The sequence below is a fragment of the Chryseobacterium angstadtii genome, from assembly GCF_001045465.1.
Taxonomy (GTDB): Bacteria; Bacteroidota; Bacteroidia; order Flavobacteriales; family Weeksellaceae; genus Chryseobacterium; species Chryseobacterium angstadtii.
In genome coordinates this window covers 100,041-115,366 of record NZ_LFND01000004.1, presented here as the reverse complement: position 1 = coordinate 115,366, position 15,326 = coordinate 100,041, and the positions used below count along the sequence as shown (strand labels likewise).

Sequence of the window (15,326 nt, the reverse complement as noted above, 5' to 3'; positions counted from 1 at the left end):
TTTAGGCAAAAATTTACACGTGAAAAAGTTACTATTTGCACTTTGCATATCGGCTTCGGCCTTAACCTTTGCTCAGGATTACTCAGTACCGGCAGCCAGCCCGCGTCAGAAAGTAGAACAGCAGTTTTCAATGTCAAAAATTACCATTGATTACGGAAGACCGGGAGTGAAAGGACGTAAGATCTTCGGAGAACTGGTTCCTTACGGACAGGTTTGGAGAGCGGGAGCCAACTCATCTACAAAAATTACATTCGGACAGTCTGTGAATTTTGGTGGAAAAATGGTTCCGGCAGGTACATACGGACTGTTTATCATTCCTACAGAAAAAGAATGGAAAGTAATATTGAACAAAGACTTCCAGCAGTGGGGTGCTTATACCTACGATCCGAAACAGGATGTGGTAGATGTTACAGTTCCGGTAAACAAATTGGCAGACAAGCAGGAATGGTTTGAAATTACGCTTAATCCAACTGATGAAAACTCAGGAAATTTAGTGATTAAGTGGGATATGGCTCAGGCAGAAGTTGCTTTGAAACCTGCTAAACCGGATGCCGTAATCAAAATTTCGGATAAACTGAAAGAAATCAAGAAAATAGAAGCTGACGCAGCTAAAGCAAAAAGTTAAGCAATGAAATTTTCTATACAACCTGTTTTAGAAAATCAGGAATACCAATTAATCCCCTTACAGCAAGGGGATTTTGAGTCCCTGTATGAAGTAGCTTCCGATCCCAGAGTCTGGGAACAGCATCCCAATAAAGACCGTTACCAAAGAGAAGTTTTTGAAAACTTTTTTAAAGGAGCTATGGAAAGCGAAGGAGCTTTTAAAATCATTGAAAAATCTTCCGGAGATGTTTTAGGCAGTACCCGTTTTTATAGTTTTGATGAAGACAGAAACAGCATTTTTATAGGATATACTTTCTACGGAACCAAATCCTGGGGAAAAGGCATTAATCCACAGATCAAGAAAATAATGCTGGACTATATCTTCCAGTTTGTAGATACGGTGTATTTCCATATCGGAAAGGAAAATTTCCGTTCCCAGACTGCATTGGAAAGAATAGGCGGAGTGAAGGTCGCAGAAGAGGAAGTAGCGTATTTTGGAGAGCCTACGAGAACCAATTTTGTGTATGAAATAAAAAAAGAAAGCCAATCGTGAAAAAATATAAAATCCAGAAATCTCCGTTTGTAGTGCCTACCACAGACGGAAAATTAATAGAAGAACATTGGGGAAATTCTACAGGAAATTCAAATGTATCTATTGCCCACATGGTAGCACCTCCGGATTGGAGTGAGCCACATCAGACCCCTGAATTTGATGAATTTACCCTTATTATTTCGGGTAAAAAACAATTCGAAATAGATGGCGAGGTCGTGATTCTTGAAAAAGGACAGAGCATCCTTATTGAAAAAGGAGCAAGAGTACGTTACAGCAATCCTTTTTCGGAATCCTGTGAGTATATCGCGATCTGTCTTCCTGCATTTTCTATGGATCTGGTGAATAGAGAAGGATAATGAGTAGATTAAACCTACCTAATTAAAATAAAAAGACAAATTTCTCAATTTGTCTTTTATTTTTTGTTCTGTCTAAGCCACTTCCAATACAACGACCTGGTCAGGGTCCTCAGGGGTGACAGTTTGCTCCGGAATTTCCAGTATGTTGTTTTTCAGGACTGTTTTTACTGAGGCGTTGTCTTTTAAAAGATATGCTTTAGTTACTTTCCGGTAAGGGAATTTTTCAAGTTTTATACTTCCGGCGTCTTTTTGCAAAATATGAACATATATCTTTTTACCGGATTGGGTAATACAACCCCATTTTTGAGGTTTTATGTAGCCCCCTTTTGTTCCGTAAACACTTTCCCTGTAGGTTTTTAACCATTTTCCGATCCAGTTGAGCTGACTAACAAATTCCGGTTGTATTTCTCCGTTGGGCATCGGGCCTATATTCAGCAATAGGTTCCCGCCGTTACCTGCAGAAGCTACAAGAAGTTTTACAATCTGGGCAGGAGTTTTATAAGCAGAATCCGTTAAATTAAAGCCCCAGCTGTTGTTTAGGGTAGCACAGGTTTCAAGAGGAAGATCAGATATTTTCTGAAAACTTAAACCTGAAGTGTTTTCCCCGGGAACATCCTGTTCAAACATCTGGAAATCTTCGCCTGGCAGGGGAGTCATATGATGATTGTTTCCCACCATACACTGTGGCTGTATTGTATGGATGAGGTCATAGAGTTCACGAGTATGCCAGTCTATACGCACATCATTGTCCTTTCTGTCTTTGGTTTCTTCATCCATCTGATCCCAGTACCCGTCAAACCATATTCCGTCAATCTTTCCATAATGAGTAAGAAGCTCGGTAAGCTGATTTTTCATAAATTGAATGTAGTCATTCCAATTGCCCCGTTCGGTACGGCCTGTGCCTTGCCCTGTTCTGCCTGTCCAATAAGAATAGTCGTTTCTGCGCCAGTCGAGTAATGAATAGTAAAGAAATAGTTTTATTCCCTGTTTATGGCATTCATCAGCAATCATTTTAACGATGTCTTTTTTGTACGGGGTATTCATGATATTGAAATCAGAATATTGGGTATCCCATAAACTAAAACCATCATGATGGCGCGTGATCAGAGTAATATATTTCATCCCGGAAGCTTTGGCGAGACTTACCCAGTCATGTGCATTAAAATTAACTGGGTTAAAGAATTTTTCTAATCTCGAATAATTATTTACGGTAATATTTCTGTTATTCATCACCCATTCACCGCTCCCTGGAATACTGAATATTCCCCAATGAATAAACATCCCAAACTTGGCATTCGTAAACCATTCCCGGGTTTGAATATTTTCTGGGCTTGGGCTGTATCCGGATGTTTGCGCCAAAATAGAGCTGGAACATGCGAAGTAAATAAAAATAAAACAAGCTAATTTTTTCATGTCTGGTTTTTATGTAGGAGTTTAACTTTCAAATAATCCGTATTCATCTTATTTTTTATTGACCTATAGCTGAATTTCCCAAAATTTTTACAGGTATTGATGTCGGATGTCGGCAGATTATTTCAGAATTTCCTTCAAAAACATCAACGTATGGTTCCATGCTCTTTTCGCCATTACTTCATTATAGTCCGGCGATTTCGGATCTGTGAAAGTGTGCTTCGAATGAGCATAGGTAATGATTTGCCAGTCAGCATTTCCTTCATTCATCTCCTTGATCAGATTATTATAGTCTTCAGGAGTTACTCCCTGATCATCGGCAGGATTTTCCACTAAAATTTTCGTAGAAATAGGCCCGTTTTTTCTGGTTTGATCTTTTCCGATACTTCCGTGAATAGAAACAACTCCCACTACCGGAAGGCTTCCTCTTGCGGATTCTAAAGCTCCTGTTCCACCGAAGCAATAGCCAATCACAGCAATTTTATCGGCAACCGCTCCGTTTTTTTTCAATTCTTCCAAAGCCAATGAAATACGTTTCTGGTAAGCCTCATAATTCTGTTTATAATAGCCGGCGGATTTCCCTGCAGAAGCATTGTCTTTTGGAATGTTTCCTTCACCGTAAATATCTGCAATGAAGGCTATGTATCCCTGTTTCTCGAGTTCGGCTGCGGCTGTTTTGGCTTCATCATCAATACCTTTCCAGGCAGGAAGGATCAAAACGCCCGGAAGTTTTTTTCCGGCATTGGAGGTTACCAGGCCATTCAGTTTCTGTGAGCCGTCCTGATAAGAAACTGTTTTAAGTTTCTGGCTGAAAAAAGTTCCTGTGCTCATTATACAAGCTGCTAATAAAATGGTACGTATCATATCGGTAATTTTAGATAAGCTATTGTAATTGAAAGGTGAAAATGATCGGCTTTTTATTTCAAGATCATAAAAAATCCTCATCTAAATTAATAAAAATAACTTATTATGAGGATGTTTGATCAGTTATAAAGTTGAGGTTGATTAAAACTTAACTCCCAATTCTTTTAATTCCAGTTCCAGATCTGTATCAGGATTGATTTTGATGGTTTTAAATCCCAGTGAATGAGCCATTTCAATATTTTTAGGATTATCATCAATAAACACGGATTCACTGATTTGAAGATGATATCTTTCTAAAAGCACATGCCATATTTTCGGATCCGGTTTAATCAGTTTTTCAGTTCCTGAAACCACAATTTTTCCATCAAAGATCTGGAAGAAATCATAATTTTCCACGGCATAAGGAAAAGTTTCTTCAGACCAGTTCGTCAACCCGAACAATTGATAGTCAGTTTTTTCCAGACGTCTTAATATATCTACGTTTTTGGGTATGTCGCTTTTCAGCATTATAGTCCAGTTATCATAGTAAGCTTTTAGTTCTTTTTCCCATTCCGGAAACTTTTTCACCTGGATTTCGGTTCCTTCTGCAAGACTTCTTCCGCGGTCCTGTTCCTCATTCCATTCAGACTGGGCGATGTGTTCCAGAAAGTATTCCATTTTTTCGTCATCCTTGAAATAATCTTTGAAAAAATACCTCGGATCCCAATCCATTAAAACGCCGCCAAAATCGAAGATGATATTTTTAATTTCCATATTGTTTTTAAACTTATTCAAATGTATTTATTTAACCACAAAAGTCACAAAAGTTTTTTATTCTTTTAAATACTTTAGCTTACTTTAATATTAAATGTTTTATGAGTCTGAAAATAATAAGAGTACAAAAGTGGAAAATCAAAGATTTTCGTTAAACTTTAGTGAACTTTCTAGATGCAATGTATTTTACTTTAAAAATAACTGACGTGTTCCAAAACTTTTGTGGCTTTTGTGGTTTTATTTTTCAGCTCTCGGAAATGAATAGTATGATGGGAAAATTCCAGTTTTAGGTTTTGGCTGAAGCCAAATGAAATTTTGGTTTATTTTTTAACGGGCTAAAGCCCGTTCCTATTGAATACAATGATTTGTTGCTCAGCAGAGAACTCCAGATTTTATTTTCACCAATCCTGTCATTGCGAACCGCAGGTGAAGCAATCTCATTCGGTTCATTACAAAGAATTTAGTTGAAGAGATTGTTTCGTCGCTTCGCTCCTCGCAATGACAAGATTGGTATAATTGAAAATTTAGTCCGGTTTATAAAACAGATACTGTCCATCTTCATAATAAGCATTGATATGATGCAGTCCATTCGTCAGGATAATTTCTTTCGCTCCGATAATGGAGTTATATCTGGCGGTCTGTTCAAATGTTTTCTCTGTAAGTTTGATCTGTGGAGCTTTGCATTCAATAAGAATTACAGGTTCTGTTTTTTCGGTAACCAGGAGATCAATTCTTTTAGTGAGACCGTTCAGAAGGATTTTTTTTTCTGTGATCAATGCTGATGGAGAATAGGCTTTTACCGTAAGATAATAGTGGATCCAGTGTTGGCGTACCCATTCTTCAGGAGTGAGCAGAAGGTAAGTTTTGCGGACCAAGTCATAAATAAAAAACTTATCTTTGTCTTTCTTGAATTTAAAATCAAAAGTTTCCTGAAAATTCAGTTTTGGAAGTTCCATTAATAAGATGAAAGAATTAGATTTAATCCTCAAAAATATTAAAAATAAAGAAGTTTTACCTATTTATTTTTTTCACGGAGAAGAAGCTTACTTTATTGATGCCGCTGTAAAAGTGCTTGAACACGACTATCTGGAGGAAGATGAAAAAGCTTTTAACCAGACGGTAGTGTATGGAAAAGATACTTCTTATCAGGAAATCCTTTCTCTGGCCAGACAGTTTCCTATGATGGGAGACAAGCAGCTTATCATTGTAAAAGAAGCTCAGGATCTGAAGTTGAATGAGGAAGAAAACCGTGTTCTGGAAACCTATGTAGAAAATCCGGTTCCATCAACAGTTTTGGTTTTTGCCCATAAACATAAAAAGCTGGACAGCCGTAAAAAAGCTACAAAAGCTTTAGATAAAGCCAAAGCTCTTTTTTTAAGTGAATCGGTGCGGGATACCAATCTTCCAAAATGGATTGCAGACGAATGTGCACAGCTGAAAATTAAAACAGCTCCCAATATTTCCCATCTGCTTGCAGAATATCTGGGTAATGATCTTTCAAGAATTGCCAATGAGCTTAATAAACTGAAAATTATACTTAAAGAAGGTGAAGTGCTGGACGGGACTATTGTAGAAAACCATATCGGGATCAGTAAGGAGTATAATGTTTTTGAGCTTCAGAAAGCTTTGGGGACTAAAAATGCGGATGCAGCATTCAGAATTGCTCATTTTATGGGTAAGAATCCTAAGAATAATCCCTTCGTAATGATGCTTGCCAATCTTTACAGCTATTTTTCCAATGTGATTATCTATCAGACTATGGCCGGGCAGCCCCAGCAGGTGATTGCTTCACAGATGGGTGTGAACCCCTATTTTATTAAAGATTATGCAGAAAGTGCAAGGCTTTATCCTTTAAAACATGCCACCAGAGTCATTTCTATTTTAAGGGAGTTTGATATGAAAGGGAAGGGGCTTGGTGCAGTGAATATGGGCGAAGCTGAACTTATCAAAGAATTGGTGTATAAAATTATTAATGTTGATAAGATTAAGATGAAGGTGTGAGGCGAGATAGGAGGTGATGGGTTGCGTGATGCATTTATAAGATTATGAGGTACGATTTGCGAGATATGATGGGTAAAGGTGATGAAAACAAAAGTATTAAATTTTTGCAGACAATCAACCCCGAATCTCAATACCTCGAACCTCTGAACCCCGAAACCCGATGCCCGCAACAGCACCATCGAAATTCAACATATCTCATATTGACAAGTATCATTAAAAATACTTTAAAAAAACATTAAAAATTCCGAAATTAGCAGTCTGAATTAAAATATTTTTGAACAAAATAAATTATGGAACAAAACATTTTAGATTGTGTGATCGTTGGATCTGGGCCTTCTGGCTTTACAGCGGCTATTTATGCAGCAAGAGCAGACTTGAAACCTGAATTATACACAGGTTTGGAGCCGGGCGGACAATTAACCACAACTACGGAGGTTGATAACTTTCCAGGATATCCGGCAGGGATTACAGGGCCTGAAATGATGATGGATCTGCAAAAGCAGGCGGAAAGATTCGAAACCAAAGTTCATTACGAAATGATCACCAAAGCTGAGTTCTCCAAAGAAGAAGGCGGTGTTCACAAATTATATGCAGGAAATAAAGAAATCCTGGCCAAAACAGTTATTATCTCCACAGGAGCTACTGCTAAATATTTAGGTCTTGAGGATGAGAAAAAATATGCAGGAGGGGGTGTTTCCGCATGTGCTACATGTGATGGATTTTTCTACAGAGGAAAAGATGTCGTGGTAGTAGGAGCAGGAGATACGGCAGCAGAAGAAGCGACTTACCTTGCAAAACTGACAAAAAAGGTAACGATGCTGGTGAGAAAAGACGTATTCAGAGCCTCTAAAGCAATGGTTCACAGAGTGGAAAATACTCCGAATATCGAAGTGAAATTCAACCATGAATTAACAGGTATCGAAGGTGAAAACAGCTTGGTAGAAAGAGCGGTGATTATCAATAACCAGACACAGGAAACGTCTACTGTTGATGTAGAAGGAATCTTCATCGCCATTGGACACAAGCCAAATACAGACATCTTCGTTGGACAGATTGATCTTGATGAAAACGGTTATATCGTGACTGAAAAAGGATCTACAAGAACCAATCTTCCGGGTGTATTTGCAGCAGGAGATGTTCAGGATCACATCTACAGACAGGCAATTACAGCAGCAGGAAGCGGTTGTATGGCTGCAATGGATGCAGAGAAATACCTTGCTGAATTACATTAATATTCAGCTTTTTACAATACAGAGCGTACCCGATGGGTGCGCTTTTTTATTTTACTTTAATTGATTGATCTTTTTACCGCAAAAGTCACCCTTTTTGTCATTGCGAGGAGCAAAGCGACGAAGCAATCTCTTCAATTCAATTTTTTGTAATGCACCAAATGAGATTGCTTCACCTGCGGTTCGCAATGACGGTCTTGGTGAAAATGAAATCTCAGGTTTTCTATTGAACAATAACTCATTATATTCAATAGGAGCGGGCTTTAGCCAGCTTAAATAGAAACAAAATGTCATTTGGCTTTAGCCAAAACTTAATGTTACCAGTTTTATTTCCCGCAGATTGCTCAGATCTCACAGATCTTTAATAGAAACTTTCAAGCTTTCAAGCTTATAAAGTCTAGAACTCCCTCTATACAGTTGAACTGCCATCTCTCGCCCCTTCCTTAAACTGCTTCAGCCTCTTTTATAAGCATTCAGAGGTTCTTTATAACGGCCTTCAGCTACTTTGTAAACAGTCTCTATCCATTTATGGAAGGGGAGGCACCCCTTGGGTAAGGGGGTAGATGGACTTATGCAAGGGCGTGTCGACGGTTATAGAAGGGCATAAACGAAAAAAACTGCTTCTGGTATAGAGCAGTTTTGTTATAATGATCTGTTTTAGAGTTTTATTTTCCGGATTTCAACTTCTTGTTTTCCTTTTTCAGTTCTTCTATCTGTTGTTTCAGGAGGGTAATATATTCCTGCTGGTTTTCTAAGATATAATCCGGGATGTTGTAATGATTATTAAGAATTGCAGTTCCGGAATTGGTAGATGAATCAGTAAAATTGACTGTATTACCCGATTTTTCTTCCTTAATGTCTTCTACTTTTACGTCCAAAGCTTTCGCCAGCTTTTCCCACTCGTCATCAAATATTCTGACATCACCGCTTTCTTTACAGCTATAGTTGGATACATCGGTTGCAATGATATCAGCAAGATATTGCTGAGTAATGCCTTTCTGTTTTCTTAGAGTTCTTAGCTTTTCATAGGGTGGGGCTGTGTTTTTACAAATATAGAAAAAAAATGTTTGGTGTGTAGGGAGTGGACGTTGTAAAATAATATATTAAAGGAAGTCAAAAGGTCCTCAATTTCAGCTTTTTTAGATAAAAACCGAATGATAAGGTGTTTATAGATGTCACATCTTATCTTCTAAAAAATTCAACATATTAATATACTTAGTATTGTCTTTACTGAAGAGAAGGGTACTTACAATGGAAGACATATTTTGATACTCAGTGATAGGATAATCTAACCACTGTTGAATTGAAGAGGCGTAGAAAAAAATTGTCTCACCCTCTATTTTAACAATTTGATCTAAAATATCATTCAAATCACGTATGGTGTAAATATTAAAATATTGCAGATCACTCATAATATCAGAATATCGTTCAATAGAATTATTACTTAAAAAAGTAAATCTTTCATTGAAAACTTTCTTTATTATTTCAATATTTAGTTCTTGACCCTGATCTATATTTTTATTAATCTGTTCTATATATAAATCTCGATCATGAAGTGTTCTTTCTAATTCTAAATCTATTATTTCTAACAATGCTGATACTCTCCCAATTGATCTTGCTATTTGTCGAGGTACATTCTTTTCATCTTTGTATTGTAATGCATTGGATGTTTCTGCCCAATTGTGTTGTGATAATGTTCTAATTTGAATTTCTAATGTGTATTCGCCTAAATTTTTGTTAGTTGGAACATTTGTCCAATTATTAGGTATTTTTACTATATAATGTTTCGAAGAATATCCGAATTGATTGTGATTTAATTTGTCAACAGGGTCATAGCTATTTATATAATCAAAGTGCTTGTTTATTAACTTTGAAACAACTTCAATATCTCGTTTAAAAAGTAAAACAATGCGAATTCCTATGATGTCTTGTAGTTCTAGTAAGCTTTTTTTTATTGTAAACCTTTTGGATTCTTGTTTTTCAATTATTGATTCTATACTTTTTATTCTTGATTGTATTGGAAACCCTAATTTAACTTTGTTGTTAAGTAGTAATTCGTTAAATTCATTTATAACTAGAAGCCTTAGTTTTTCAAAATTGACGCTATGTTGTTGATATTCATACTGTAGGTCCGAGATTTCCATTTTTGCCATTTAATTAGTTTATGACAAATATAGAAAAAGCCTTATGAAAAATAAAGCATGTAATTATTAGTAAAGTGCTTCTTAAAAACTTCCGCTATAAATCATAACTTAATGAAGTAATAACTTGAAGTCGTGTTTCTCATTCATTTCAAAATCCCTAAATTTATCCCCCAATCAAAAAAATATGAAAACAAAAATCATAAAAATCACCCACGTCACAGGAACCTACACCATTGATATTCCCGATGGAAGACTGAATGAGATGCAAAGCCAGCTGGATAAATGCCTGAATGATGAGCAGGGCGCTATTGTTATGAAAGGCGAAAATGGGGAGCAGTTTGTATATCCGGCGGATCTTCTGAAAAACAGCTTTATTGCGATAGTAGACAGGGAAGAGGATAAGCTGCTTTAGAAAAAATAATTCTCCTGATTTTAAGCCTATTATTAAGTTTTGTTAAAATTTATCAGAGAAAAGTTTTGCAGAAATATAAAATCGTCCTATATTTGCACCACTGAAAACAACGGTATACCCGTTATTCAGGAGAGTTGGCAGAGTGGTCGATTGCGGCAGTCTTGAAAACTGTTGACTGTAACAGGTCCGGGGGTTCGAATCCCTCACTCTCCGCAGAAAAACTAATAGTTCCATTAGAATTCTAATGGAACTTTTTTATGCATAAAAGTCACGGATGCAGGATGTAACTTTTTAGAAATAAGATAGGAGATAACTTGCGGTATCTTGAAAGCAGTAGAGGATGCTGTAAAGCCGCCAGCTCACCAATAAAGCATCCGCTTAATCGAATCAATGGAATTGATTCCCTCTTTGCATCCTCCATGAAATGCGGTATGAGAATCAAACTTTGCGTTAAAAAATAAAGAAGGCTGCAAAGCTATTGGTGAAACACCTATTTAATCGAATCAATACAATTGATTTCCTCTTTGCACCCCTTACAATACGCAGGATCAGTATCAAACTTAGCGTTGAAAAAATATTCTGCTTAACAAATATACCTTAGAAAATCACACGACACAGAAAATACATCCATTGGGTGTATAAGAAAGAATCTTATCATAAGATTTTTAACGATTGATCATTGGATTGAATGGTACGGAAGAACAGTATGGAGAAAAAGAATGAAAACTAATTTTAAAAACATATTATCCCAGAAATCTATTTATATAGCGGTTTTGTCGGCCTGCTTCATTGCAGTGGTTGCCTTTGCGGTTCTGAGTTTCCTCATTACCCGCGACAGCCGGAAAAATAATGAAGAATTCGCAAGGAAAACCTTTGTGCGAAAATATGAAACCATAGAAAAAGAATTCAGGAACATCGAAGACTATCAATATCTGCTTCGTGCACTCATCCAGAAAGACGGTTTCAAAAATTATAAAGACTACTCTTCTGTTTTAAATGATTTGAACCGCAAAAGGAATCTGCTCCCATACAGCTGGTATTCCTACTATAATGCTAAATCCGGGAAATCTGAGAGCAGCAATTCTCTGTCCGGGGTTTTTACCGATAAGATAAAAGAAAGAAACTATACCAGAATAAAAAATAACGGCCCGGGGCATTTCAGCGATTTCCTGATGAGCCGTAAAGACAGTATGTATTGGATAAGCTATGATTCTCTTGTGCTGCCACGAAAGGACATCCTTTATTATGGTTCGGCAGTGAGCTTGGACGACCTCCATCAGTACTTTATTAACATCGATAAAACCCCGAATAATTATGCCTATGTCTTTACTAAAGAAGGTATTTGCATTACCCATCCTGACCAGAAATATTTAGGAAAAAATATTTTTGATTTCACCAATATTACCCCAAAAGATACCCTTTCCAGCACTACAAAACTGGGATATACCGAAGGAAGTACCATTTCCGAATACCTGGAGTTGGATGTAACCCGATTCATTAAGCCGTTAAAAACAGACAATTTTGAAGGATATGTCGTGGTGAATCATGTTAATTTCCTGATTGATGAAAGTGTGAACAAAACGAAAACCTATACCGTTTACATCTTTGTGGCGGCTTTATTCCTTATTCTTGCTGTTTTTATTTTGTTTTACAGATCCGCAGCAATCGCTTACGAAGAGCAGCAAAAGATACAGTCCGAGAAAAACCTGCTCTTGGTAGAAAACGAGAAAATGCATAAAGAAGAAGTTCTGCATCAGCTTCAACAGCTTAAAAACAATATCAATCCGCATTTCCTCTTCAATTCACTCAATTCCCTGTATATGTTGATTGGAATCAATAAAGACAATGCACAGAAGTTCACTATGAATCTCTCCAAAATTTACCGCTACCTGATTGTTCCTCCGAAAGAGAATATTGTTCCCGTATCACAGGAGATCAGCTTCATCCGGCAGTATATGGAACTGTTGAAAAGCAGGTTTGATGAAGAGCTTACCTTTGATCTTCAGATCAATCATCCTGAAATTTTAGACCGGAAAATTCCTTATCTGTCACTCCAGACAGTTGTGGAGAATGCAATAAAGCATAATATAGCCACTATAGATCACCCTTTGGCGATTATTATAACTGTTGAAGAAGAAGGAATCACGGTGAAAAATACATGGCAGCCCAAGACCGGAGAAGCCGTGGAGAGCGCTAAATTCGGAATTGACTATTTGAATCAGGTTTATGATTATTTTAAAAAGAATTCTGTTAATATTTCTGTAGACGGTGAATATTTCATATGTTTTTTGCCGTTATTAGAGTAAAAAACAAAATCCATTCACTCCCAAAAATACACCTTTCACTCCTTATTACTGTTGAAATTATTTCTTTACTTCTAGTTTTGCTTGCTGAAACTAGTATATCTAATAATTTGGAATGAATAGGACTATTTTAATGAAGAATTACAGACTGGCCCTTTACCTGGGACTTGCTTTATCCTCCCCGGCGGTATTTGCACAAAAGAAAGATTCTGTAAAAACGGATAAAGAAAAATCTGCAAAAACAGAAGACTCATCAAAAAAAACAAAGAAAATTGAAGACCTTATAAAAAAAGGAACCTACAAAAAAGGAATCTTCAATACAATCCAGGTGAAAACCGATGTTTATTTTGAAATTCCAGACAGCCTTATGGGGCGTAAATTTCTGGTAGTCAATAAACTGTCTCAGGTACCAATGCAGGTGAATGAAGCAGGTTTGAATAAAGGAATGAACTACGAAAATAAAGTCATTTCCTTTCATCGTGACAGAGTGGCGAAAAAGGTATGGGTAAAAACTGTGATTCCTCAGGTGTCCTCGCCTAAAAACGATGCCATTACAAAATCTGTGAAAGATAATTTTTCAGAGTCTGTCATTGAAGTTTTTGATATTGAAGCTCAAAATAATGATTCCACTTCGGTGGCCATTAAAGTGAATAAGGTTTTTGATGGGAACCAGAAGAGTTTTAATGATGTTCTGGCGAATGTAGGGCTTGGAGGATCCGTAAAATCGAACCTTTCCTACATTGAGGGTGTGAAAACCTTTCCTCAGAATCTGGTGGTAAAGTCTCAGCTGACCACAAGTGTTAACGAAGGTGGAGTAGATCTGCCGGTAACATTGGGAGTAACCAGCAATATTGTACTTCTTGCCAAAGTGCCTATGCAGCCGAGAACAGGAGATACAAGAGTGGGATTCTTCAGTGAAAAGCACTGGACATTCAGTGATAGCCAGCAGAAGATGGATGAAAAACAGTTCATTACCAGATGGCGTTTGGAACCCAAAGATGAAGATAAAGAAAAGTACCTGAGAGGGGAACTGGTAGAACCGAAAAAACAGATTGTATATTATATAGATCCTTCTACACCGAAACAATGGCGCGAAAAGATCATCGCAGGAGTATACGACTGGCAGGCGGCTTTTGAGCAGGCAGGATTTAAAAATGCCGTGATCGCCAAAATGCCGGATGAAAAAGATGAAGATTTTGATATTGATGATGTAAGATATTCTGTGATCACGTATGCTGCCTCACCAAAGGCCAATGCGATGGGGCCGTCGGTAGTGGATCCGAGAAGTGGTGAAATCATTGAATCGGATATCATATGGTGGCATAACGTGATGACCTCTCTTCAGGAATGGATGAGAATTCAGACCGGACCGATAGATCCGAAAGCAAGAGGAAATAAATTCAGTGATGAACATATGGGAGAAGCCATTCGCTTTGTATCCTCCCATGAGGTAGGACATACTTTCGGACTGAAGCACAATATGGGAGCATCATTTGCCTTTCCTGTAGAATCGCTTCGTTCCAAAGAGTTTACCGACAAAATGGGCGGAACCGCACCTTCAATTATGGATTATGCACGTTACAACTACGTGGCTCAGCCTGAAGATGGGGTTACCGCGATCAGTCCCAAAATCGGAGCGTATGATAAATATGCAATTGAATGGGGTTACCGTTGGTATCCGGATGAGATGACCGAGAAAAAATCGTTGAGAAACTTAATAGAAAAGCATCAGGATGATCCGATGTATTTCTATGGTGAGCAGCAAAACTTCCTGGAAACCATAGATCCGCGCTCGCAGTCCGAAGATTTAGGAGACGATGCGATGAAAGCCAGCGAGTATGGAATGAAAAACCTGAAAGTGGTTGTTAAAAATCTACTGTCATGGACCTATGAAGACGGAAAGAGTTATACCGATGCAGGTAAGCTGTATCTGGGAGCAATAGGGCAGTGGGATCTGTATACGGGACATGTGATGGCCAATGTTGGAGGTATTTATCTGAACAATACCGTTTTTGGAGGGAAAGCAAAAGCGTATGAAGCCGTACCTGCCGAAACACAGAAAAGAGCAGTGGATTACCTGATTAAAAATGCGGTTAATCTTCCCGAATGGCTGTTCTTTAACCCGATTACAGAGAAAACCTATCCGGTTAAAAACTCACCGATGGGGCCGTTTGAACAGACACCCTATACACTGGCAAGAGGAATGCAGTATGCCAACCTGTATTCCCTGTTTATGGATGACCGATTGCTCAGAATCCTTGAAAACGAGCTGAAGCATGAAGTGTCAGGTTCAAAAGAAGAAGTCTACACCGTAGAGAATTTATTTGATCAGGTGAGAGGAGCTATTTTCAATAAAAAAGGAAGCCTGACCATCCTTGAAAAGATGACTCAGAAAAACTATGTAGACGCTCTGATTGTTTCTGTGAATAAATTATTCGAAAAAACGGCTGTGAAAGCGTTGAAGGTTGAAAATACACTGAACATCCCTACGATATGTAATTTTCATGAAGATGATCACAGTCTTAGAAATATCAACTATTCATCCATGAAAAGAGTTTCTGAAGTCACCACTTACAAAAGAGCGGAACTTCAGAAAATACTGAACCTACTGAACAAAACTAAAAATAAAGGTGATGAAGCTTCCAGGGCTCATTATGCAGACTTGATCATCAGAATTAAAGAGGCTTTAAATAAATAA

At 37.6% G+C, this 15,326-nt stretch carries 14 protein-coding genes, 1 tRNA gene and 1 pseudogene; 9 read left to right on the top strand and 7 right to left on the bottom strand.

The genetic code is table 11. The features are described from left to right. Positions 1–19: 19 nt before the first annotated feature. The 3 genes from ACM46_RS13905 to ACM46_RS13895 are packed head-to-tail and all read left to right on the top strand — an operon-like array spanning position 20 to position 1,512. Entirely contained in the window at positions 20–625 is a 606-nt protein-coding gene (locus ACM46_RS13905; protein WP_048507475.1) for a DUF2911 domain-containing protein, read from the top strand. Positions 626–628: 3 nt separating this feature from the next. Beyond that, positions 629–1,156, top strand: coding sequence for a GNAT family N-acetyltransferase (locus tag ACM46_RS13900; RefSeq protein WP_048507283.1), 528 nt, complete (start codon positions 629–631; stop codon positions 1,154–1,156). Then, the gene (locus ACM46_RS13895; protein WP_048507282.1) at positions 1,153–1,512 is read left to right on the top strand and encodes a cupin domain-containing protein; all 360 of its coding nucleotides are present in this window, start codon (positions 1,153–1,155) and stop codon (positions 1,510–1,512) included. The genes ACM46_RS13900 and ACM46_RS13895 overlap by 4 nt, the downstream gene beginning before the upstream one ends. A 72-nt stretch (positions 1,513–1,584) precedes the next feature. On the opposite strand, the gene ACM46_RS13890 is transcribed toward ACM46_RS13895, so the two are convergent. The 4 genes from ACM46_RS13890 to ACM46_RS13875 form a co-directional block, all read right to left on the bottom strand. Next, positions 1,585–2,925: an alpha-L-fucosidase gene (locus tag ACM46_RS13890; protein WP_048507281.1), complete on the bottom strand. Its 1,341-nt coding sequence runs from the start codon at positions 2,923–2,925 to the stop codon at positions 1,585–1,587. Between the two features lie 117 nt (positions 2,926–3,042). Continuing rightward, positions 3,043–3,786, bottom strand: coding sequence for a dienelactone hydrolase family protein (locus tag ACM46_RS13885; RefSeq protein ID WP_083997421.1), 744 nt, complete (start codon positions 3,784–3,786; stop codon positions 3,043–3,045). A 141-nt stretch (positions 3,787–3,927) separates the two neighbouring features. Continuing rightward, entirely contained in the window at positions 3,928–4,539 is a 612-nt protein-coding gene (locus ACM46_RS13880) for an HAD family hydrolase (RefSeq protein WP_048507280.1), read from the bottom strand. A gap of 524 nt (positions 4,540–5,063) precedes the next feature. After that, positions 5,064–5,495, bottom strand: a complete 432-nt coding sequence (locus ACM46_RS13875) for a type I restriction enzyme HsdR N-terminal domain-containing protein (protein WP_048507279.1) — start codon at positions 5,493–5,495, stop codon at positions 5,064–5,066. Positions 5,496–5,502: 7 nt separating this feature from the next. Between ACM46_RS13875 and holA the strand changes: the two genes are divergently transcribed. Both holA and trxB read left to right on the top strand, forming a co-directional pair. Next, complete coding sequence (gene holA, locus ACM46_RS13870) at positions 5,503–6,540, top strand: DNA polymerase III subunit delta (protein ID WP_048507278.1); 1,038 nt, start codon at positions 5,503–5,505, stop codon at positions 6,538–6,540. A gap of 290 nt (positions 6,541–6,830) precedes the next feature. Beyond that, the gene (gene trxB / locus ACM46_RS13865) at positions 6,831–7,772 is read left to right on the top strand and encodes a thioredoxin-disulfide reductase (protein ID WP_048507277.1); all 942 of its coding nucleotides are present in this window, start codon (positions 6,831–6,833) and stop codon (positions 7,770–7,772) included. A 662-nt stretch (positions 7,773–8,434) separates the two neighbouring features. Here the strand turns inward: trxB and ACM46_RS23885 are convergent. From ACM46_RS23885 to ACM46_RS13850, 3 genes and pseudogenes are all read right to left on the bottom strand, one after another. Further along, on the bottom strand, positions 8,435–8,647 hold the full coding sequence (locus ACM46_RS23885) for a hypothetical protein (protein ID WP_241486017.1): 213 nt from the start codon (positions 8,645–8,647) through the stop codon (positions 8,435–8,437). A 39-nt stretch (positions 8,648–8,686) separates the two neighbouring features. Continuing rightward, positions 8,687–8,734, bottom strand: a pseudogene (locus ACM46_RS23880) (hypothetical protein); the annotation flags it as partial. A 210-nt stretch (positions 8,735–8,944) separates the two neighbouring features. After that, positions 8,945–9,922, bottom strand: a complete 978-nt coding sequence (locus tag ACM46_RS13850; protein WP_048507274.1) for a GTP pyrophosphokinase — start codon at positions 9,920–9,922, stop codon at positions 8,945–8,947. Positions 9,923–10,097: 175 nt separating this feature from the next. On the opposite strand from ACM46_RS13850, the gene ACM46_RS13845 reads away from it, so the two are divergent. The 4 genes from ACM46_RS13845 (at position 10,098) to ACM46_RS13830 (ending at position 15,326) form a co-directional block, all read left to right on the top strand. Continuing rightward, the gene (locus ACM46_RS13845; protein WP_048507273.1) at positions 10,098–10,325 is read left to right on the top strand and encodes a hypothetical protein; all 228 of its coding nucleotides are present in this window, start codon (positions 10,098–10,100) and stop codon (positions 10,323–10,325) included. Positions 10,326–10,453: 128 nt separating this feature from the next. Further along, positions 10,454–10,538, top strand: a tRNA-Ser gene (locus tag ACM46_RS13840). Positions 10,539–11,044: 506 nt separating this feature from the next. Further along, complete coding sequence (locus ACM46_RS13835; RefSeq protein WP_048507272.1) at positions 11,045–12,631, top strand: histidine kinase; 1,587 nt, start codon at positions 11,045–11,047, stop codon at positions 12,629–12,631. Between the two features lie 112 nt (positions 12,632–12,743). Then, positions 12,744–15,326, top strand: coding sequence for a zinc-dependent metalloprotease (locus ACM46_RS13830; RefSeq protein ID WP_048507271.1), 2,583 nt, complete (start codon positions 12,744–12,746; stop codon positions 15,324–15,326).